The organism is Variovorax sp. Root473 (genome assembly GCF_001426505.1).
GTDB lineage: Bacteria > Pseudomonadota > Gammaproteobacteria > Burkholderiales > Burkholderiaceae_C > Variovorax.
Genome location: NZ_LMEV01000001.1, coordinates 404,648 through 421,190, shown reverse-complemented (window position 1 = coordinate 421,190; position 16,543 = coordinate 404,648). Strand labels below are relative to the sequence as shown.

Below are 16,543 nucleotides of genomic sequence, written 5' to 3'. Positions count from 1 at the left end.
GGGCGAACGAACATCCGAAGCAGAGGCAAGACACATGGTTGAAGGCAAAGTGATCGTCGTCACCGGCGCGGGCGGCGGCATCGGGCGGGACATCGCGCTCGCGATGGCGCGGCATGGCGCGAAGGTGGTGGTCAACGACATCGGTGCGGGGCTCGACGGCGCGGGCGGCAGTGCCGGGCCGGCGCAGCAGGTGGTCGAGGAGATTCGTGCAGCGGGTGGGCAGGCCGTGCCCAACACCGACAGCGTGGCCGAGGCCGCGAGCGCGGGGCGCATCGTGGAATGCGCGGTCGACAGCTTCGGGCGCATCGACGCGGTGGTGAACAACGCGGGCATCCTGCGCGACCGGTTCTTCCACAAGATGTCCGTCGACGAGTGGGACGCGGTGATCAAGGTCCACCTGTACGGCGCCTACTTCGTGAGCCGCGCGGCCGCGACGCACTTCAAGGAACAGAATGCGGGCGCGCTGGTGCACATGACTTCCACCTCGGGCCTCATCGGCAACTTCGGCCAGGCCAACTACGCGGCGGCCAAGCTCGGCATCGCGGCGCTGTCGAAGTCCATCGCGCTGGACATGCGCAAGTTCAACGTGCGCTCCAACTGCATTGCGCCCTTCGCCTGGAGCCGCATGATCGGCGCCATTCCCACCGACACCGACGAGCAGCGCGCACGCGTCGACAAGATCAAGCAGATGACGCCCGCCAAGGTGGCGCCGCTCGCGGTGTACCTGGCGAGCGATGCGGCGGCGGCAGTCAACGGCCAGATCTTCTCGGTGCGCAACAACGAGATCTCGCTCATCAGCCAGCCGCGCCCGGTGCGCTCCGTGCACCGCTCGGAAGGCTGGACGCCCGAGAGCATTGCCGAGCACGCCATGCCCGCGATGCGCGCCAGTTTCTTCCCGCTGGACCGCTCGGCCGACGTGTTCAGCTGGGACCCCGTCTGAGGTCAAACCCTGAGCGCCGTGTGCGCAGCGCCATTCGCCGGACAATGCACGTTCCCTCCGCTTCGCCCCTGACCGCCCGGTGAACCTGCATTTCGACCTGTTCGACCTGAAACTGTTCGTCTACGTGGCGGACGCGCGCAGCCTCACGCGCGGCGCAGAGAAGGCCTGTATCTCGCTGGCTGCCGCCTCCACCCGCATCAAGCAGATGGAAGAAGCCGTGGGCGGCAAGCTGCTGCACCGCAGCGCGCAGGGCGTGAGCCTCACGGCGGCGGGGCAGGCGGTGCTCTACCACGCCAAGCGCGTGATGCAGCAGATGGAGCACCTGCGCTGCGACATGCAGGACTTCGGCAAGGGCATCAAGGGCCATGTGCGCGTGTTCGCCAACACGACCTCGATCACCGAGTACCTGCCGCAAAAACTTGCGGGCTTTCTCACGCAGCACCCGGCCGTGCAGGTCGACCTGCGCGAATACCTGAGCGAAGAAATCGTGCGCGCCGTGGCCGACGGCGAGGCCGACATCGGCATCCTCGCGGGCGACGTGCACACCGGCGAGTTCGATGCGCGCCCGTTCGGGCGCAACCACCTCGTGCTCGTCGTGCCGGCCACGCACCACCTTGCGGGCGCGCCCTCGGTGGCCTTTGTCGACACGCTCGACGAGCAGCACGTGGGCCTGCACCACGGCAGCGCCATCCATCGTTTTCTGCAGCGCCGCGCCGAACTCGCGGGGCGCGGCTTCAACCCGCGCATCCAGGTCAGCAGCTTCGAGGCCATCTGCCTGATGATCGAAGCGGGCGTGGGCGTCGGCGTGCTGCCGTCGTCGTCGGCGCAGCGGTTGTCGATGGCGATGCGGATCGCCACAGTTCCGTTGAGCGATGCATGGGCCGAGCGCGAGCTCAAGCTCATCGCGCGCAACCGCGAGCAGCTGCCGGCCTCCGCGCGCGAGCTGTTCGATCACCTCGTTTTGATCTGAGGCACGACGGGCCATGTCCGCCGACCTGAAATCGCTGCGCCTGTTCGTGGCCGTGTCGGACCACGGCAGCATCAGCGAAGGCGCCAAGCGCTGCCACATCGCGCTGGCGGCTGCCAGCAAGCGCATCTCCGATCTCGAAGCGCGCGCCCGGTTGCCGCTCCTGGTGCGGCATGCGCGCGGCGTCACGCTCACCTCGGCCGGCCATGGGTTGCTGCTGCATGCGCGCGCCGTGCTCTCGGCCATGGACCGGCTGGGCGCCGAGCTCGACGATTTCCAGAACGGCGTGGCGGGCGTGGTCAGCATCACGGCCAACGCGTCGACGATCGCGCAGTTTTTGCCGGCGCAGATCGGCTCGTTCCTGCGCCTGCACCCGGTGCTCAAGATCGACCTGCAGGAGCGCGCCAGCACCGAGGTGGTGAAGGCCGTGCAGGCCGGCCTGGCCGACATCGGCGTGATCGAGGGCCAGACGCCGGCCGACGGCCTCGAATGCCTGCCCTACCGCACCGACGAGCTGGCCGTGGTGGTTGCGCGCGACCACCCGCTGGCGCGCCGCAAGCGCATCGATGTGCAGGAGGTGCTGCGCCACGACCATATCGTGGTGCGCGAAGGCACGGCGCTGCACCGCGTGCTGCTCGCCGCCGCGCTGGAGGCCCAGGTGCCGCTGAAGGTGCGCATGCAGGTGGGCAGCTTCGACATGGTCTGCCGCATGGTGGAGCAGGGCGTGGGCATCGGCGTGCTGCCTTATGCGGCCATCCTGCCGCAGCTGCAGATTCTCAAGCTGCGCTGCCTCAAACTCGACGCGCCCTGGGCGCTGCGCCGCCACCTGCTGTGCGTGCGCCGCCAGCAGGAGCTCACGGCTGCCGCGCGCTCGGTGCTCGAACACCTCGGCCGTCCCGACTGAGCTGAGGCCATCGGGCAACGAGCCTTCGCGTCGCGCGAAGGCTCGAACTCGCCAAAAACGAATTGTTCTCCCGCGGCCCTCGCGCAAAGATGCGGGCACACCAAAGGAGACACCCTTGAAGATCATCCGCGTCAGCGCCACGCCGCTGAACATCCCCGTGACCATCGACGTGGTCGGCCTGAACAAGCAGACCTCGCTGTCGCTGTGCCTCACCGAGATCGAGACCGACACCGGCCTCGTCGGCCACGGCATGACGGCCATCACCGAAGAAGAAATCATTGCCGCCGCCGTGCGCGAAGTGGCCGGCCCCGCGCTGATCGGCGAAGACCCGATGGCCACCGAACGCCTGTGGGAGAAGCTCTACTGGCTGCTCTCGCCGCGCGGCCAGACCGGCTATGCGAGCCACACCATCGCCGCGCTCGACATCGCGCTGTGGGACCTGAAGGGCAAGGCGCTCGGTCAGCCGCTGTGGCGCCTGTTCGGCGGCGCGCGCGCCAAGGTGCCGGTGTACGCCACCTTCGGCTTTGGCTTCTTCGAGCGCGACCAGCTCGCCGCCGCCGCCAGGCTGTGGGTGTCGCAAGGCTTCCAGCGCCTGAAGATGACCGTCGGCAACCACGCACTTGCCCGCCGCGACGAGCCGCGTCCGCTCGACGAAGTCATCGCCGAAGACGTGCGCCGCGTCGCCGCCGTGCGCGAGGCCGTGGGCCCCGACGTCAAGCTCTACGTCGATGCCAACTGCGGCCTCGACCTGTTCCACGCCACCGAGCTCGCGCAGCGCATCGAGCCCTACGGCATCAGTTTCTTCGAGGAGCCGCTCACGCAGAACGACGTGCGCCAGATGGCGCAGCTGCGCGCGCGCACGCGCATCCCGCTGGCCTGCGGGCAGAACGAAGGCCTGGCCTTCCGCTTCCGCGACCTGCTGGTGAACCAGGCGGCCGACGTGCTGCAGCCCAACGTGACCATCTCGGGCGGCTACTCGCAGTGCCTGAAGATCGCGGGCATGGCCGCCGCCTTCAACGTGCCGATCGACAACGGCGGCGCCTGGCCCTTCCACAACATGCACCTGCACGCGGGCGTGTCCAACGGCGGGCTGGTCGAGTACCACTACGTCGCGGTGCAGATGCTCAAGCAGATCTTCGACGGCCTGCCCGTGCCCGACCAGGGCTGGCTCACGCTGCCCGAGGCGCCGGGCCTGGGCTTCACGCCCAACGCCGAGCGCGTGCGCGAACTCGCGAAGCTGCCCACGTCGCACGGCAAGGGAAAGGCCTGACGCGCCAGGACAGTTCAGAACACGACCAGGCCGCGCAGACGGCCGGCGAACCCCGACCACCACGGAGACAAGATGAACGACAGAAAAACAGATGCCATGCGGCCCTCGCGCCGTCATGCCTTGCGGGCCGCCCTGGCCCTGGCCGGCCTGCTGGCCGCCGCGCCCGCCGCGTGGGCGCAGAAGTTTCCCGACAAGCCCATCCGCATCGTCGTCGGCTACTCGGCTGGCGGCGGCGTCGATGCGGTCGCGCGCATGCTCAGCGCGCGCCTGCCTGCCGTGCTGGGCCAGCAGGTGCTGGTCGAAAACCGCACCGGCGCCACCGGCCTCATCGCCGCCGACCTCGTCGCCAAGGCGCCGCCCGACGGCTACACGCTGATGATGGGCGACAGCGCCTTGCTCATCGCCAAGCTGCTGCAGCCGAAGATTGCGATCGATCCACTGACCAGCTTCAAGCCCGTGGCCGGCGCCTTCGTGTCGCCGCTGATGATCGTCGCGGGCAACGACTTTCCGGCGAAGACGCCCGCCGAACTCGTCAAGGAACTCAAGGCGCATCCGGGCCGTTACTCCTACGCGTCGTCGGGCGTCGGCACCGTGCAGCACCTGGGCTTCGAGATGCTCAAGCAATCCACGGGTGCGTTCGTGGTGCATGTGCCGTACCGCGGCGCGGCGCAGATCGTGCCCGACGTGGTCGGCGGCCAGGTGCCGCTGGGCGTGGTGAGCGCCACCGCTGCCATGGCGCAGTCGAAGGCCGGCAAGCTGCGCGCGCTGGCGCTGCTGAACAACGCGAAGCTCGAAGGCGCCGAAAGCGTCGCGCCGCTGGCCGAGGCCCTGCCCGGCTTCGACGTGGCGCCGCGCATCTTCCTGTTGGCACCGGCGGGCACGCCCAACGATGTGGTCGACAAGCTCTCGGCGGCGGTGAAGACCGTGCTCGACATGCCCGAGACGGGCACGGCCGCGGCCGCGCAAGGCACGCTGCGCGCCTATGCCACGCCGGCCCAGCTGGGCAAGGACATGGCGGAGGAAACGACGCGATGGAAACGCATCATCACGGACCAGCGCATCGTGGCGGAGGGGAACTGAGGTGACGCAGCCCCATCTCGGCCTCATCGTTCCTCCCGCGGCCGGCGCCGTGCCGGTGGACGGACCGCTGCTCTACGGCGACCGCATCCGCTTCAGCGCCAAAGGCCTGGGCCTGGGCGAAATCTCCACGCGCGGCTACACCGAGGTGATCGACTCGGTCATCGGCAAGGCGCTGGAGTTGAAGGAAGAGGGCGCCAGCGCCGTCTCCCTCATGGGCACCTCGCTGAGCTTCTTCCGCGGCGTCGCCTTCACGCGTCAACTCAAGCGCGAGATGGAACAGGCGACAAGCCTGCCCTGCACGACCATGAGCGACGCGGTCGTCGCGGGACTGCGTCACCTGAAGGTGCGGCGCGTGGCCGTTGCCACGGCCTACATCGACGAGGTCAACGCGCAGCTGCGCACCTACCTCGAGCAGAGCGATTTCGAACCGCTCGCACTCGAAGGCCTGGCCATCTCCGACGTGCAGGCGGTGGGCCAGGTGTCGACCGAGGTGCTGGTCGACCTGTGCCTGAAGGTGTTCGACGACCAGCCCGGCGCCGATGGCCTCCTCATCTCGTGCGGCGGCCTCGTCACGCTCGATGCCGTGCGCGAGGTCGAGGCGCGCCTGCAGGTGCCCGTGGTGTCCAGCTCGCCCGCGGGCTTCTGGGACCTCGTGCGCACCGCGGGGCTCGATGCGCGCTCGCCGGGGCAGGGCCGGCTGTTCGCCTGAACGAACGGCCTCAGCCGAGCCAGCGGCCCACGCGGGCCGTGTCGGCGAGCTGCCAGACGCGCTCGCACAGCGCCTTCGCTTCGTCGGCCGTCGCGCCTTCGCCGTAGTGCGCGAGGCGCTGCATCTTGTCCTCGATCTCGGCGCGGCTCAGGCTGTTGCCGGGGTCGCCCTTGGGTTCGTCGACGCGGCCGGCCAGCGTGCGGCCGTCGGCGGTGTGCACGCTGACCTTGCCGATCCAGCGCGCGGGGTAGGCGGTGTCGACCTCGTCATCGAGCGCCATCGTCACCTTTTCGCGGAAGGCCGAGACCTCGGGCGAGAGAAAGTCGCGGTCGAACTCGCCCAGGCCCGCGCGGCCGTGCACGGCGATCAGGCCCAGCACCGTGCCCATCGAGAACTTGCCCTGGTGCACCGTGGCGGGCACCGTCACACAGCCCAGCACGTCGATGGCGCCCTGGTGCACGTGGGTCGTGACCTGGGACACGTCTGTCGGCTTGAGCTGGTTCTGTTCCATCACCTGCAGCAGCGCGTCGGCGGCAGGGTGCGTGTGGCGGCAGGAGGCGTGGTACTTGAACGAGGTCTCGGCCAGCGTCCAGCGCGTGCCCAGGCCATCGGTGAGCTTGGCGGGATCGGCGTCGCTCGACATGCCCACGCCCAGCCCCTGCGCGCCTTCGAGGATCTTCGCCGCGCCCGTGAAGCCGTCCTGCGCGAGGTAGGCCGACATCAGCCCGCTGGCGGCCGCGTGCGCGCAGTGCAGCTGCTTCGAGTCGGCCGCGTCGCGCAGGAACTCCCACACACCGGCCGACTGCGTGCCGGCCGAGCCGAAGGCATGCAGCATCTGCTGCGGCGACAGCTCGAGCAGGCGACCGACCGCCGCGGCCGCCGCGAGCGTGCCCGCCGTCGCCGTGGTGTGGAAGGTGCGGTAGTGCGATCGGCCGAGGAACTCGCCGACGCGGATGCCCACCTCGTAGCCCGCGACCACGGCCGTCAGCAGCTGCGCGCCGCTGGCGCCGAGGCTCTGCGCCACGGCCAGCGCGGGTGCGATGACGACGGCGGCCGGGTGGAACACCGAGCCGTTGTGCACATCGTCCTGCTCCACGTAGTGCGAGGCCGCCGCGTTGACCATCGCCGCGAACAACGGCGAGCTGGTGCGCCGCGAGGTGAGGATTTCGCTCGGGCCTTCAGCGGGGCCCATCATCTGCGCGAAGCGCTCGATGCTGCGTATCGGCCGCGCCGTGCGGGCCGCGAGCACCGAGCCGAGCCAGTCGAGCATCAGGTCTTCGGTGCGGCGCAGCACGGGCGCGGGAATGTCGGCGAACTTCAGCTCGGCCGCGAAGGTCGCAAGCGCCTTGCTGGGGTGGTCGATGGCGTTCATGTGCAGTCCTTCAGAACGAGCGTGGCAGGCCGAGCATGTGCTCCGCCACGTAGCTCAGGATGAGATTCGTCGAGATCGGCGCCACCTGGTACAGCCGCGTCTCGCGGAACTTGCGTTCGATGTCGTATTCGCATGCAAAGCCGAAGCCGCCGTGGAACTGCAGGCACGCATTGGCCGCCTCCCAGCTCGCCTTGGCCGCGAGGTACTTCGCCATGTTGGCCTGCGCGCCGCAGGGCTGGCGCGCGTCGAACAGGCGGCAGGCCTCGTAGCGCATCAGGTTCGCGGCCTCGGTCTCGATGAAGGCTTCGGCAATCGGAAACTGCACGCCCTGGTTCTGGCCGATGGGCCGGCCGAACACCACGCGGTCCTTCGTGTAGGCCGTCACCTTGTCGATGAACCAGTAGCCGTCGCCGATGCACTCGGCCGCGATCAGCGTGCGCTCGGCATTCAGCCCGTCGAGGATGTACTTGAAGCCCTGGCCTTCCTCGCCGATGAGGTTCTCCGCCGGGATCTCGAGGTTCTCGAAGAACAGCTCGTTGGTCTCGTGGTTCACCATGTTGAGGATGGGGCGCACCGTCATGCCCTTGGCCGTAGCCTCGCGCAGGTCGACGATGAAGATCGACATGCCTTCGGACTTCTTCTTCACGTCCGCCAGCGGCGTGGTGCGCGCCAGCAGGATCATCAGGTCCGAATGCTGGATGCGCGAGATCCACACCTTCTGCCCGTTGACCACATAGCGGTCGCCCTTCTTCACGGCGGTGGTCTTGATCTTCGTGGTGTCGGTGCCGGTGGTCGGCTCGGTCACGCCCATCGACTGCAGGCGCAGCTCGCCGCTGGCGATCTGGGGCAGGTACTGGCGCTTCTGTGCCTCGCTGCCGTGGCGCAGCAGCGTGCCCATGTTGTACATCTGGCCGTGGCAGGCGCCCGAGTTGCCGCCGCAGCGGTTGATCTCTTCCATGATCACCGAGGCTTCGGTCAGGCCCAGGCCCGAGCCGCCGTACTCTTGCGGAATCAGCGCGGCCATCCAGCCGGCCTTGGTGAGCGCGTCGACGAACTCGGCGGGGTAGCCGCGTGCCTCGTCGACCTTGCGGAAGTACTCGTTGGGAAACTGCGCGCACAGGTCGCGCACGGCGTCGCGGATGTCGGGAAAACGGTTGTCGGTCGAAGTCATCGTGCTCAGTCCTGGCGGGGGCCGCCGGCTTCCTTTTCTACGCGTTGCCAGATCTCGACGGCCATCGGGTCGTCGATCTCCTCGAGGATGTGGCCCACCAGGCCGATGGCGCGCGCCATCACGCCGAAGCCGCGAATGATCTTCCACGGAAAGCCGAACTCGGCCGCAATCGCGCCGACGGCACCCGTGGCGTTGATCGGCAGCGACTTGCCCGACACGCGCTCGGCCTCTTCCTGCACCGCCTGCATCAGCGCGACGTAGTGGCTGGAGAGACCGTTCTCCGCCGCGATCTGGAACAGGCGCGGCGTGCGCGGATCGATCGGCTTGTGCAGCGGATGACCCAGGCCCGGCACGATGAGCTTGCGTGCGCGGTGGTCGGCCACGATGTCCTTTGCCATGTCGGCCAGCGGGCGGCTCGGCTTCTCGCCGAAGGGAATGGCCTCGTACAGCATCTTCGCGGCGCCTTCGGTGCTGCCCACGAACACGGTGCCCAGCCCGCACAGGCCGGCGGCCACGGCGGCCTGCAAGGCTTCGGGCGCACCGGCGTAGGTGAGCCGCGCGGCCAGCGCGCTGGGCGTGACGCCGTGTTCCACCAGCGTGACGACGATGGCGTTGAAGGTCACGGATTCCTGCGGCGTCGGAATGCGGCCCGTCAGCTCCAGGAAGGCCATGTCGCCCAGGTTGAGGTGGCCGAGGATTTCGGAGGGCAGGTCGCGCCCGCGCACGGTGATCTTGTCGGGCGTGCTGTGGCCGAGCTCGGTGTGCAGGGATTTCTTGATCTTTGTCATGGCCGCAAATCTATCCCCGCGCGCGCGATCGGCCACTCAGTGAATGCCAAACCCTCCCTTCCGCAATTGCGAATGCCCGGCGGCGAGGTCTTCGGGCACGCTGCGACACGTCAATGCAACGGAACAAAAAAGGCAGAACAGCGCGATGGATTCCGACTCACTTTTGGCCGTGCGCGAGGCGGCGCTCGACTACTTCACCCGCAGCGGCGCCACCGCGCGGCGCCGCGCCCGCACCGAACGCCCGGACGCCGACGAGGCCGAAGGATGGCGCGAGATCGCCGCGCTCGGCTGGCCCGGCATGCTGGCGCCCGAAGCAGCCGGCGGCCTGGCGCTGGGGCTCGACGGCGCTGCAGAAATCCTGCGTGCGGCTGGCGAGCATGCAGCACCCGAGCCGCTGCTGGCGGTGGCGGGCCTGAGCGCGCTGCTGCTGGCACGGCTCGCTTCGCCCGCCGCGAGCGCCTTGCTGGCCGACCTCGTGGCGGGCCGCAGCCTGCCCGCGCTCGCGTGGCAGGAGAGCGCGGGCGACCTCAGCGCCGTGCCGCTGGCCTGCGGCTGCGAGGTGCGCAGCGGTGGCGGCGTGCTGCTGCAAGGCGACAAGCTCATGGTGCTGCCCGGTGCCGCAGCCAGCGGCTGGCTGGTGTCGGCGCGCGGCGAGGAGGATGCCGTGCTGCTGTGGGTGCCGCGCGGCACAGGGGGCGTGAGCGAAACGATCGTGCCGCTGGTCGATGGCAGCCAGGCAGCCAACCTTCGCTTCGAAGAGGTCGTGCTGCCGGCCGACGCCGTGCTGGCCAGCGGGCCGGCCGCGCAGGAGGCGCTGCGCCAGGCGCTCGCGGCCGGGCAGATCCTGCAGGCGGCGGAACTGCTCGGCGCGGGGCAGGCGATGCTGGCGCAGACGCTGGCCTACCTGCGCACCCGCTCGCAGTTCGGCAAGGCCATCGGCAGTTTCCAGGCGTTGCAGCACCGCTGCGTCGACATGTTCATCCACCTCGAGGTGGCGCGGGCCACGATCAACGAAGTGCTCGCGCTGGCGTGCGACGGCACGTTGCCCGCCGAGCGGCTCGAAGCCGAGGCCAGCCGCGTCAACGCGCGGTGCACCGCCGCCGCGCTGCAGGCGTCGCGCGCCGCGGTGCAGCTGCACGGGGCCATCGGCTATACGCAGGAGTGCGACCTGAGCCTGTTCTACAAGCGTGTGCTGTGCCTGTCGGCATGGCTGGGCAATGCCACGGCGCACCAGCGCCGCCACGCCGCGCTGACGGGCGAGGCCGAGGCCGAGGCCGCTGCGAGCAGTGCTGCAGCGTGGAACGGCGAGTTCCTGGCGCGCACCACCGACTGGTCCGCGGTGCCCGAGGCCGAATTCCGCCGCATGGTGCGTGGCTTTTTGCAGCAGCGCTATCCGGCGCATCTGCGCTACCTCTCGCACCGCGCGCGCTGGAGCGAGATCCGCGAGTGGTACCTCACGCTCTCGGCGCAGGGCTGGATCGCGCCGGCCTGGCCACAGTCGCATGGCGGCATGGGCCTGCCGGCCGACAAGCTCATCGCGTGGATCGAGGAACTGGAGCAGCACGGCGTGGCGCGCGCGCCCGACCAGGGCATCGTGATGATCGGCCCGCTGCTCATCCAGCACGGCACGCCCGAACAGCAGCAGCGCTTTCTGCCGCACATCCTCAGCGGCGAGCATGTGTGGTGCCAGGGCTATTCGGAACCCAATGCCGGCTCCGACCTTGCTGGCCTGCGCACCGAGGCGGTGGCGGGGCGCGATGCGCAGGGCGACCATTTCGTCGTCAACGGCCAGAAGATCTGGACCACGCTCGCGCAGGACGCCAACCACATCTTCATGCTCGTGCGCACCGACAAGGGCGCGCGCAAGCAGGAAGGCATCAGCTTCCTGCTGTGCGACCTGCGCACGCCGGGCGTCACGGTGCGGCCGATCCATACGCTGGCGGGCGAGCCCGAGTTCTGCGAGGTGTTCTTCGACAACGTGCGCGTGCCGGCCGACCACCTCGTGGGCCAGCTGCACGGCGGCTGGACCATCGCGAAGGCGTTGCTGGGCTTCGAGCGCATCTTTCTGGGCAGTCCGAAGCAGTCGCAGTACGCGCTGGGCCAGCTCGCGCGGCTCGGGCAGGCGCGGCGCCTGTTCGCCGATCCGGTGTTCGCGCAGCGCTTCGCGGCGCTGCGGCTCGACGTGCTCGACCTGTCGGCCGCGTACACGGGTTTCGCCAACATCGTGCGCGCAGGCAAGCCGCTGCCCGCGTCGGTGTCGCTGCTGAAGATCTGGGCCAGCGAAACCTACCACCGCATCGGCGCCTTGCTGGTCGAGGCGGGCGAGGAGCAGGGCGCGGTCGCAGGCGACCAGGTGCTCGACGGCCAGAGCTTCAACGTGCTCTCGCCGCTCATCGGTTCCACCGCCGCAATGATCTACGGCGGCACGAACGAGATACAGCGCAACATCCTCGCGCGGCAAGTCCTCGACTTGCCAGCCTGAGCGATGTGAGCGATCGAAGACATACACAACAGGAGACAACGCTCATGCAATCCCTCGACCTCCTTTCGCGCCGCCAGCTCATGGCCGCGCTGGCGGGCAGCGCGGCGCTCGCTGCACTGCCTTCACGCGTCTTCGCGCAGCAGCCGCTGCCGCCGCTCATCAAGCTGGTGGTCGGCTATTCGGCCGGCGGGCCGGTGGACGGCGCCGCGCGCCTGCTCGCGCCCGCGCTGGGCCAGGAGCTGGGCACGCAGGTGATCGTCGACAACCGGCCCGGTGCCGCCGGCTCGCTCGGCGGCAACGCCGTGGCCAAGGCACCGCCCGACGGCGCGATGCTGTTCTTCGGCGCGAGCCCGACCATCACCATCAACCCGAACGTGCAGCGCAGCATGCCCTTCGACCCGATGAAGGACCTCACGCCGCTGGCGCCGCTGGTCGACTACACCAACGTGCTGGTGGTCAACAACGACCTGCCGGTGCGCAACGTGGGCGAGCTGCTGGCCTATGCCAAAGCCAAGCCCGGCAAGCTGTTCTACGGCTCGGCGGGCGTGGGCGCGTCGAACCACCTGAGCGGCGCGCTGCTCGAGAAGATGAGCGGCGTGCAGCTCACGCACGTGCCCTACAAGGGCAGCGCCCCGGCGCTGGCCGACGTGATGGCCGGCACCGTGCCGATGATGTTCGACATCATCGCCACCTCGCGGCCCTTCATCCAGTCGGGCAAGCTGCGCGCGCTGGCCGTCACCTCGCGCCAGCGCAACCGCATGCTGCCCGACGTGCCGACCATGATCGAGTCGGGCGTGCCCGGCTACGACGTGGGCGGCTGGTTCGGCCTGTACGGCCCGGCGCGCATGGACCCGGCGCTGGTGGCGCGCGTGAACGCCGCGGCGCAGAAGATGCTGGCGCGCGAAGACATCGCGCACCGCCTGCGCGAGCAGGGCTACGAGGTCTGGACGGGCGCGCCGGAGGTGCTGGCGACCAAGGGCGTGTCGGACCGCAAGCTGTGGGCGAGCGCCTCCAAGGGCATCGAGGCGGAATAGCCGATGCAGCCCCAGCGCATTCATCACCTGCTCGAAGATCGCGCGGCCCGCACGCCGGACGCAGTGTTCCTCTATGAGTCCGACGGCGTCACCACCACCTACGGCGCGCTGCAGGCCATGGTCGAGACCACCGCGAACGACTTGCTCGCCGCCGGCGTGCGGCCGACCGACCGCGTGCTGCTGGTGGCCGAGAACTGCGCCGCCCACATCGCGCTGCTGCTGGCCTGCAGCCGCGTGGGCGCGTGGTCGTGCGGCGTCAACGCGCGCATGTCGCCGGGCGAGATCGCGGCGATTGCCGAGCGCGCCGACGCGCGCCTGTGTTGCTTCACCACCGATGCGTCCGACGCGGCGCGCACGCATGCGCAGCGCGCGTCGGCCGTGCCGGCCACGCTGCTCGGCGTGATGTTCACCGCCGCGCGCGCCGACGCCCGTCCCGAGCCCGATCCGGCGCTGGCCGATGCCGCCGCGATCATCTTCACCTCGGGCACTTCGGGCACGCCCAAGGGCGTGATGGTGTCGCACCGCGGACTGCTGCACTTCGGTCGCGTGTCGGCGGCGGTGCGTGCGCTCGACACGCGCGACCGCGTCTACGCCTTCCTGCCGATGACCCACATCTTCGGCATCGGCACCGTGCTGATGGCCGCACTCACGGGCGGGGCCGCGCTGGTGCTGCGCCCCAGCTTCTCGCCGGCCGACATGCTCGAGGCGCTGGCGCACGGGCAGGTGTCGAACCTGCTCGGGCCACCGACCATGTACGCGCGGCTGCTGGCGCACATCGAGGCGCAGCAACTCGTGCCGCGCTTTCCGCAGCTGCGCTACGTGTACACGGGCTCCGCGCCGCTCGACCCGGCGCTCAAGCAGCGCGTGGAGCGGCTGTTCGGCCAGCCGCTGCACTACGGCTACGGCCTGTCGGAGTACGCGGGCTCGGTGTTCCTCACGCGCACCGAGGCGCCGCGCACCGACACCTCGGCCGGCTACGTGGTCGAGGGCGGCGAGGGGCGCATCGTCACGGCCGAGGGCGCCGAGGCCGCACCGGGGGACACCGGCGAGATCTGGCTGCGCGGCCCGGGCCTCATGCTGGGCTACTTCCGCGACGCGGCCGCCACCGCGCAGGTGATGCGCCCGGGCGGCTGGTACGCCACCGGCGATCTCGGCCGCTTCGACGCCGACGGCGCGCTGTTCGTGGTGGGGCGGCTGAAGGAAATGATCATCCGCTCGGGCTTCAACGTGTACCCGGCCGAGGTCGAGGCGGTAGTCGGCCGCTTCGCGGGTGTGCACCTGTGCGCCGTGGTCGGCGTGCCCGAGGCCGACGGCAACGAGCAGATCGTCGCCTTCGTCGAGCTGAACCCCGGGGCATCGCTCGACGAGGCGGCGCTGCGCGCGCACCTGGCCGAGCACTTGTCGCCCTACAAGCGGCCGGCGCGCATCGAGGTGATCGACGCGATGCCGACCACCGCCAATGGCAAGCTGCTCAAGCGGGCGCTGCAGGCGCGGGCCGCCAGGTCCTGAAGTGCAGTCACGGCCCTCGGACTTTTCCTGCACGGGTGCGCGCCGCTGTCCGCTAACGAGGCGCGCACTCACGCGCCATGGTGAAAGCATTTACCGAGGAGACTTTCCCATGGCCGATGACCTGAGCAAGCGCGGACCGCAGGATGCGAGCCGCATCAATGTCAATGAACTCCACGAGGTTCGCTACTGGACCCAGACGCTGGGCGTGACCGAGGCGCAGTTGCGCTCGGCCGTCGCAGCGGCCGGGGTCGAGGTGAAGGACGTGCGCGCGTACCTCGGCAAGCCCTGAGGGCACCCGCGGTGCACGTCGCAGGACAGGCGTAGGCAGGCTCCTACAGCCGCGGCGCGGAGCGGGCACGATACTCGTGGGCTTGTTTCCCGCCTTCAGGAATCTTCCCTTGACCGTGTGTCCTGCCGCCTCCCGCCTTGCGGGCCGCGTGCCCTTGCGGGCCGCCGCACCGCAATGAAGTCCTCTCCCAGCGCGCGCAGCTGGATCGCCGCTGGCGTGCGCCATGAACTGCTCACGCGCGCGCTTCCAGCGCTTCGCCACGACATGACAGCACCCGTCTCGGTGGTTCGCATGGCAGTGCTGATGCTCAAGCGCCAGGTGGCGGCCGACCCCGTCGATCGTGCCGCCTGCGAGGAGCGCGTGAACCTCATCGACAGCCAGGTGTCCGAACTGGTCGGTGCGATCCGCTCGCTGCGCGACTGGGAGCTGGCCACCACCGACGACGGCGTCACGCGCAGCGCGCTGGTCGCGCAATGCATGACGCTGATGCGCTCGGCCTTCGACCTGCACGGCGTGACGCTCGAGGTCGACGAAGCACTCGCCACCCCGCAGGACGACGAGCCGCGCTGGCCCAAGGCCGCCGCGCTGCGTTACCTGTTCCTTGGCGCGCTGGGCTACCTGCACGACGGCGTGGACGACGCCGGCACCATCCGCATCGAAGCCGAGGGCACCGACGCGCTGCGCCTGTACGCGCAGCTGCGTGAATCCGGCGGCGCCAGCGCGGTGCTCGATGCGCACCGCGCACCGCGCGCACTGGCCATCGACCCCGTGGCATTGCAGAACCTGGCCGAAGACCTCGGCTATGCCGTGGTGCTCGACGCCGACACCGTGCGCTTCGCCCTCGCGGCCGGCTGAGCCGGGCGGCGTTTTGCGCGCAGGAAGGCGAGCAGTCGCCGCTCCGCCGCGACCAGTCCGCGTGCCGGGCCTGCGGTCGCCGCGCGTGCCGCGATCTTCTCCAGCAGCGTGCCGGTGCCTGCCATGTCGTCTTCGCGCGCCAGCGTCTCGCCCAAGGCCAGCACGGCCGGATGCACGTAGGCCTTCTTGCAGACCGCGGGCGTGTTGCCGAGTTGCCGCGCCACGGCCGCGAGGATGTCCCTGGCGCCGGGCCGGCGCTCGTCGCCCTCCCACGCGCACGCCAGCCGCGTGAGTTCCAGCGCCTGCACCGTGCCGTGCCAGGTGCGGAAGTCCTTGGCGGTGAAGCGCTCGCCTTCGCCTCGATCGGTGGCTTCGGCGATGTAGTCGTTCACGTCGTTGGACGACACGCCGCGCACCTCGCCCGCCTCGTCCGTGTACTGGAACAGCGCCTGCCCTGGTAGCTGCTGGCACTGGCGCACCACGCGGGCGACGCGCGGGTCGTCGACGCGGGCTTCGTGCGCCACGCCGCTCTTGCCGCGAAAGCGCAGCCGCAGCGCGGAGCCCTGCACCGCCGCGTGGCGGTTGCGCAGCGTGGTGAGGCCGAACGATCCGTTGCTGCTCGCGTAAGCCTCGTTGCCCACGCGCAGCAAGGTGGTGTCGAGCAGCCGCACCAGCGTGGCGATCACCTGTGCGCGGCCGGGCGCTTGACTGGACGTTCGGGTGCCGGCGCGCAGGTCGCGTGCCACGCGCGCACGCAAGCGGGGCAGGGCGCGCCCGAAGGCTTCGAGGCGCTCGAACTTGGTGCTGTCCTGCAGTGCACGCCATTCGGGGTGGTAGCGGTACTGCAGCCGGCCCCGCGCGTCCAGGCCCGTGGCCTGCAGGTGGCCATGGGGCAGCGGGCAGATCCACACCTCGGTGTAGGCCGGCGGAATCGCCAGGCTGCGGATGCGCGCGAGCGTGTCGGCGTCTCGCAGCCAGCGGCCGTGCGCGTCGCGGTAGCGAAAGCTGTCGCCCCACTTCAGGCGGCGGATTCCCGGCATGCCGGGGTTCACGTAGACCAGGCCACCGGCCAGGGGCGGAAGAGACGCCGGGGCGGGCCGGCATGGGGTTTGCATCGAAGGCATGACAACGCGCTTGTGCCAGCATCGACAATCGCGCGGTGTAGGACGCCGC

Annotated in this window: 15 protein-coding genes; 11 read left to right on the top strand and 4 right to left on the bottom strand. The window is 69.9% G+C overall.

Going from position 1 to position 16,543, the window contains the following annotated elements:
- Positions 1-34: 34 nt before the first annotated feature.
- The 6 genes from ASD34_RS01975 (at position 35) to ASD34_RS01950 (ending at position 5,870) form a co-directional block, all read left to right on the top strand.
- On the top strand, positions 35-940 hold the full coding sequence (locus tag ASD34_RS01975; RefSeq protein WP_056572258.1) for an SDR family NAD(P)-dependent oxidoreductase: 906 nt from the start codon (positions 35-37) through the stop codon (positions 938-940).
- 79 nt (positions 941-1,019) lie between these two features.
- On the top strand, positions 1,020-1,910 hold the full coding sequence (locus ASD34_RS01970; protein WP_056572256.1) for a LysR substrate-binding domain-containing protein: 891 nt from the start codon (positions 1,020-1,022) through the stop codon (positions 1,908-1,910).
- A 13-nt stretch (positions 1,911-1,923) separates the two neighbouring features.
- A complete protein-coding gene (locus tag ASD34_RS01965) occupies positions 1,924-2,811 on the top strand; it encodes a LysR family transcriptional regulator (protein ID WP_056572254.1) in 888 nt (295 codons plus the stop codon).
- 115 nt (positions 2,812-2,926) lie between these two features.
- Positions 2,927-4,081 carry a mandelate racemase/muconate lactonizing enzyme family protein gene (locus ASD34_RS01960; protein WP_056572252.1) on the top strand — a complete coding sequence of 385 codons (1,155 nt, stop codon included), beginning with the start codon at positions 2,927-2,929 and terminating at the stop codon, positions 4,079-4,081.
- A gap of 72 nt (positions 4,082-4,153) precedes the next feature.
- Positions 4,154-5,161, top strand: a complete 1,008-nt coding sequence (locus ASD34_RS01955) for a Bug family tripartite tricarboxylate transporter substrate binding protein (RefSeq protein WP_056572250.1) — start codon at positions 4,154-4,156, stop codon at positions 5,159-5,161.
- Between the two features lies 1 nt (position 5,162).
- Positions 5,163-5,870 carry an aspartate/glutamate racemase family protein gene (locus tag ASD34_RS01950; RefSeq protein WP_056572248.1) on the top strand — a complete coding sequence of 236 codons (708 nt, stop codon included), beginning with the start codon at positions 5,163-5,165 and terminating at the stop codon, positions 5,868-5,870.
- Between the two features lie 10 nt (positions 5,871-5,880).
- Here ASD34_RS01950 and ASD34_RS01945 read toward each other — a convergent pair whose 3' ends face one another.
- Genes ASD34_RS01945 through ASD34_RS01935 form a run of 3 tightly spaced genes read right to left on the bottom strand, consistent with a single transcriptional unit; the run spans position 5,881 to position 9,201 of the window.
- Entirely contained in the window at positions 5,881-7,242 is a 1,362-nt protein-coding gene (locus tag ASD34_RS01945) for an MmgE/PrpD family protein (RefSeq protein WP_056572246.1), read from the bottom strand.
- Positions 7,243-7,252: 10 nt separating this feature from the next.
- Positions 7,253-8,413 (bottom strand): acyl-CoA dehydrogenase family protein, encoded by a 1,161-nt coding sequence (locus tag ASD34_RS01940; RefSeq protein WP_056572244.1) that lies wholly within the window; start codon positions 8,411-8,413, stop codon positions 7,253-7,255.
- Between the two features lie 5 nt (positions 8,414-8,418).
- Complete coding sequence (locus tag ASD34_RS01935) at positions 8,419-9,201, bottom strand: citryl-CoA lyase (RefSeq protein WP_056572242.1); 783 nt, start codon at positions 9,199-9,201, stop codon at positions 8,419-8,421.
- Between the two features lie 145 nt (positions 9,202-9,346).
- Between ASD34_RS01935 and ASD34_RS01930 the strand changes: the two genes are divergently transcribed.
- The 5 genes from ASD34_RS01930 to ASD34_RS01910 all read left to right on the top strand — a co-directional run bounded on the left by ASD34_RS01930 (position 9,347) and on the right by ASD34_RS01910 (position 15,370).
- Positions 9,347-11,683 carry an acyl-CoA dehydrogenase gene (locus ASD34_RS01930; RefSeq protein ID WP_056572240.1) on the top strand — a complete coding sequence of 779 codons (2,337 nt, stop codon included), beginning with the start codon at positions 9,347-9,349 and terminating at the stop codon, positions 11,681-11,683.
- A 44-nt stretch (positions 11,684-11,727) separates the two neighbouring features.
- The gene (locus ASD34_RS01925; RefSeq protein WP_056572238.1) at positions 11,728-12,717 is read left to right on the top strand and encodes a Bug family tripartite tricarboxylate transporter substrate binding protein; all 990 of its coding nucleotides are present in this window, start codon (positions 11,728-11,730) and stop codon (positions 12,715-12,717) included.
- 3 nt (positions 12,718-12,720) lie between these two features.
- Positions 12,721-14,226, top strand: a complete 1,506-nt coding sequence (locus ASD34_RS01920; RefSeq protein WP_056572236.1) for a class I adenylate-forming enzyme family protein — start codon at positions 12,721-12,723, stop codon at positions 14,224-14,226.
- Between the two features lie 109 nt (positions 14,227-14,335).
- Positions 14,336-14,515: a DUF3606 domain-containing protein gene (locus ASD34_RS01915; RefSeq protein WP_056572234.1), complete on the top strand. Its 180-nt coding sequence runs from the start codon at positions 14,336-14,338 to the stop codon at positions 14,513-14,515.
- Between the two features lie 174 nt (positions 14,516-14,689).
- Positions 14,690-15,370, top strand: coding sequence for a hypothetical protein (locus ASD34_RS01910; protein WP_056572232.1), 681 nt, complete (start codon positions 14,690-14,692; stop codon positions 15,368-15,370).
- On the opposite strand, the gene ASD34_RS01905 is transcribed toward ASD34_RS01910, so the two are convergent.
- Positions 15,316-16,494 carry a DNA topoisomerase IB gene (locus tag ASD34_RS01905; RefSeq protein ID WP_056572229.1) on the bottom strand — a complete coding sequence of 393 codons (1,179 nt, stop codon included), beginning with the start codon at positions 16,492-16,494 and terminating at the stop codon, positions 15,316-15,318. The genes ASD34_RS01910 and ASD34_RS01905 overlap by 55 nt on opposite strands.
- Positions 16,495-16,543 lie beyond the last annotated feature (49 nt).

Bases quoted from the DNA above. Each gene is read 5' to 3' on its own strand.
- ASD34_RS01930 (WP_056572240.1), top strand. From the start codon at position 9,347: ATGGATTCCGACTCACTTTTGGCCGTGCGCGAGGCGGCGCTCGACTAC.
- ASD34_RS01945 (WP_056572246.1), bottom strand. From the start codon at position 7,242: ATGAACGCCATCGACCACCCCAGCAAGGCGCTTGCGACCTTCGCGGCC.
- ASD34_RS01975 (WP_056572258.1), top strand. From the start codon at position 35: ATGGTTGAAGGCAAAGTGATCGTCGTCACCGGCGCGGGCGGCGGCATC.
- ASD34_RS01955 (WP_056572250.1), top strand. From the start codon at position 4,154: ATGAACGACAGAAAAACAGATGCCATGCGGCCCTCGCGCCGTCATGCC.
- ASD34_RS01915 (WP_056572234.1), top strand. From the start codon at position 14,336: ATGGCCGATGACCTGAGCAAGCGCGGACCGCAGGATGCGAGCCGCATC.
- ASD34_RS01940 (WP_056572244.1), bottom strand. From the start codon at position 8,413: ATGACTTCGACCGACAACCGTTTTCCCGACATCCGCGACGCCGTGCGC.
- ASD34_RS01925 (WP_056572238.1), top strand. From the start codon at position 11,728: ATGCAATCCCTCGACCTCCTTTCGCGCCGCCAGCTCATGGCCGCGCTG.
- ASD34_RS01965 (WP_056572254.1), top strand. From the start codon at position 1,924: ATGTCCGCCGACCTGAAATCGCTGCGCCTGTTCGTGGCCGTGTCGGAC.
- ASD34_RS01920 (WP_056572236.1), top strand. From the start codon at position 12,721: ATGCAGCCCCAGCGCATTCATCACCTGCTCGAAGATCGCGCGGCCCGC.
- ASD34_RS01910 (WP_056572232.1), top strand. From the start codon at position 14,690: ATGAAGTCCTCTCCCAGCGCGCGCAGCTGGATCGCCGCTGGCGTGCGC.
- ASD34_RS01905 (WP_056572229.1), bottom strand. From the start codon at position 16,494: ATGCCTTCGATGCAAACCCCATGCCGGCCCGCCCCGGCGTCTCTTCCG.
- ASD34_RS01935 (WP_056572242.1), bottom strand. From the start codon at position 9,201: ATGACAAAGATCAAGAAATCCCTGCACACCGAGCTCGGCCACAGCACG.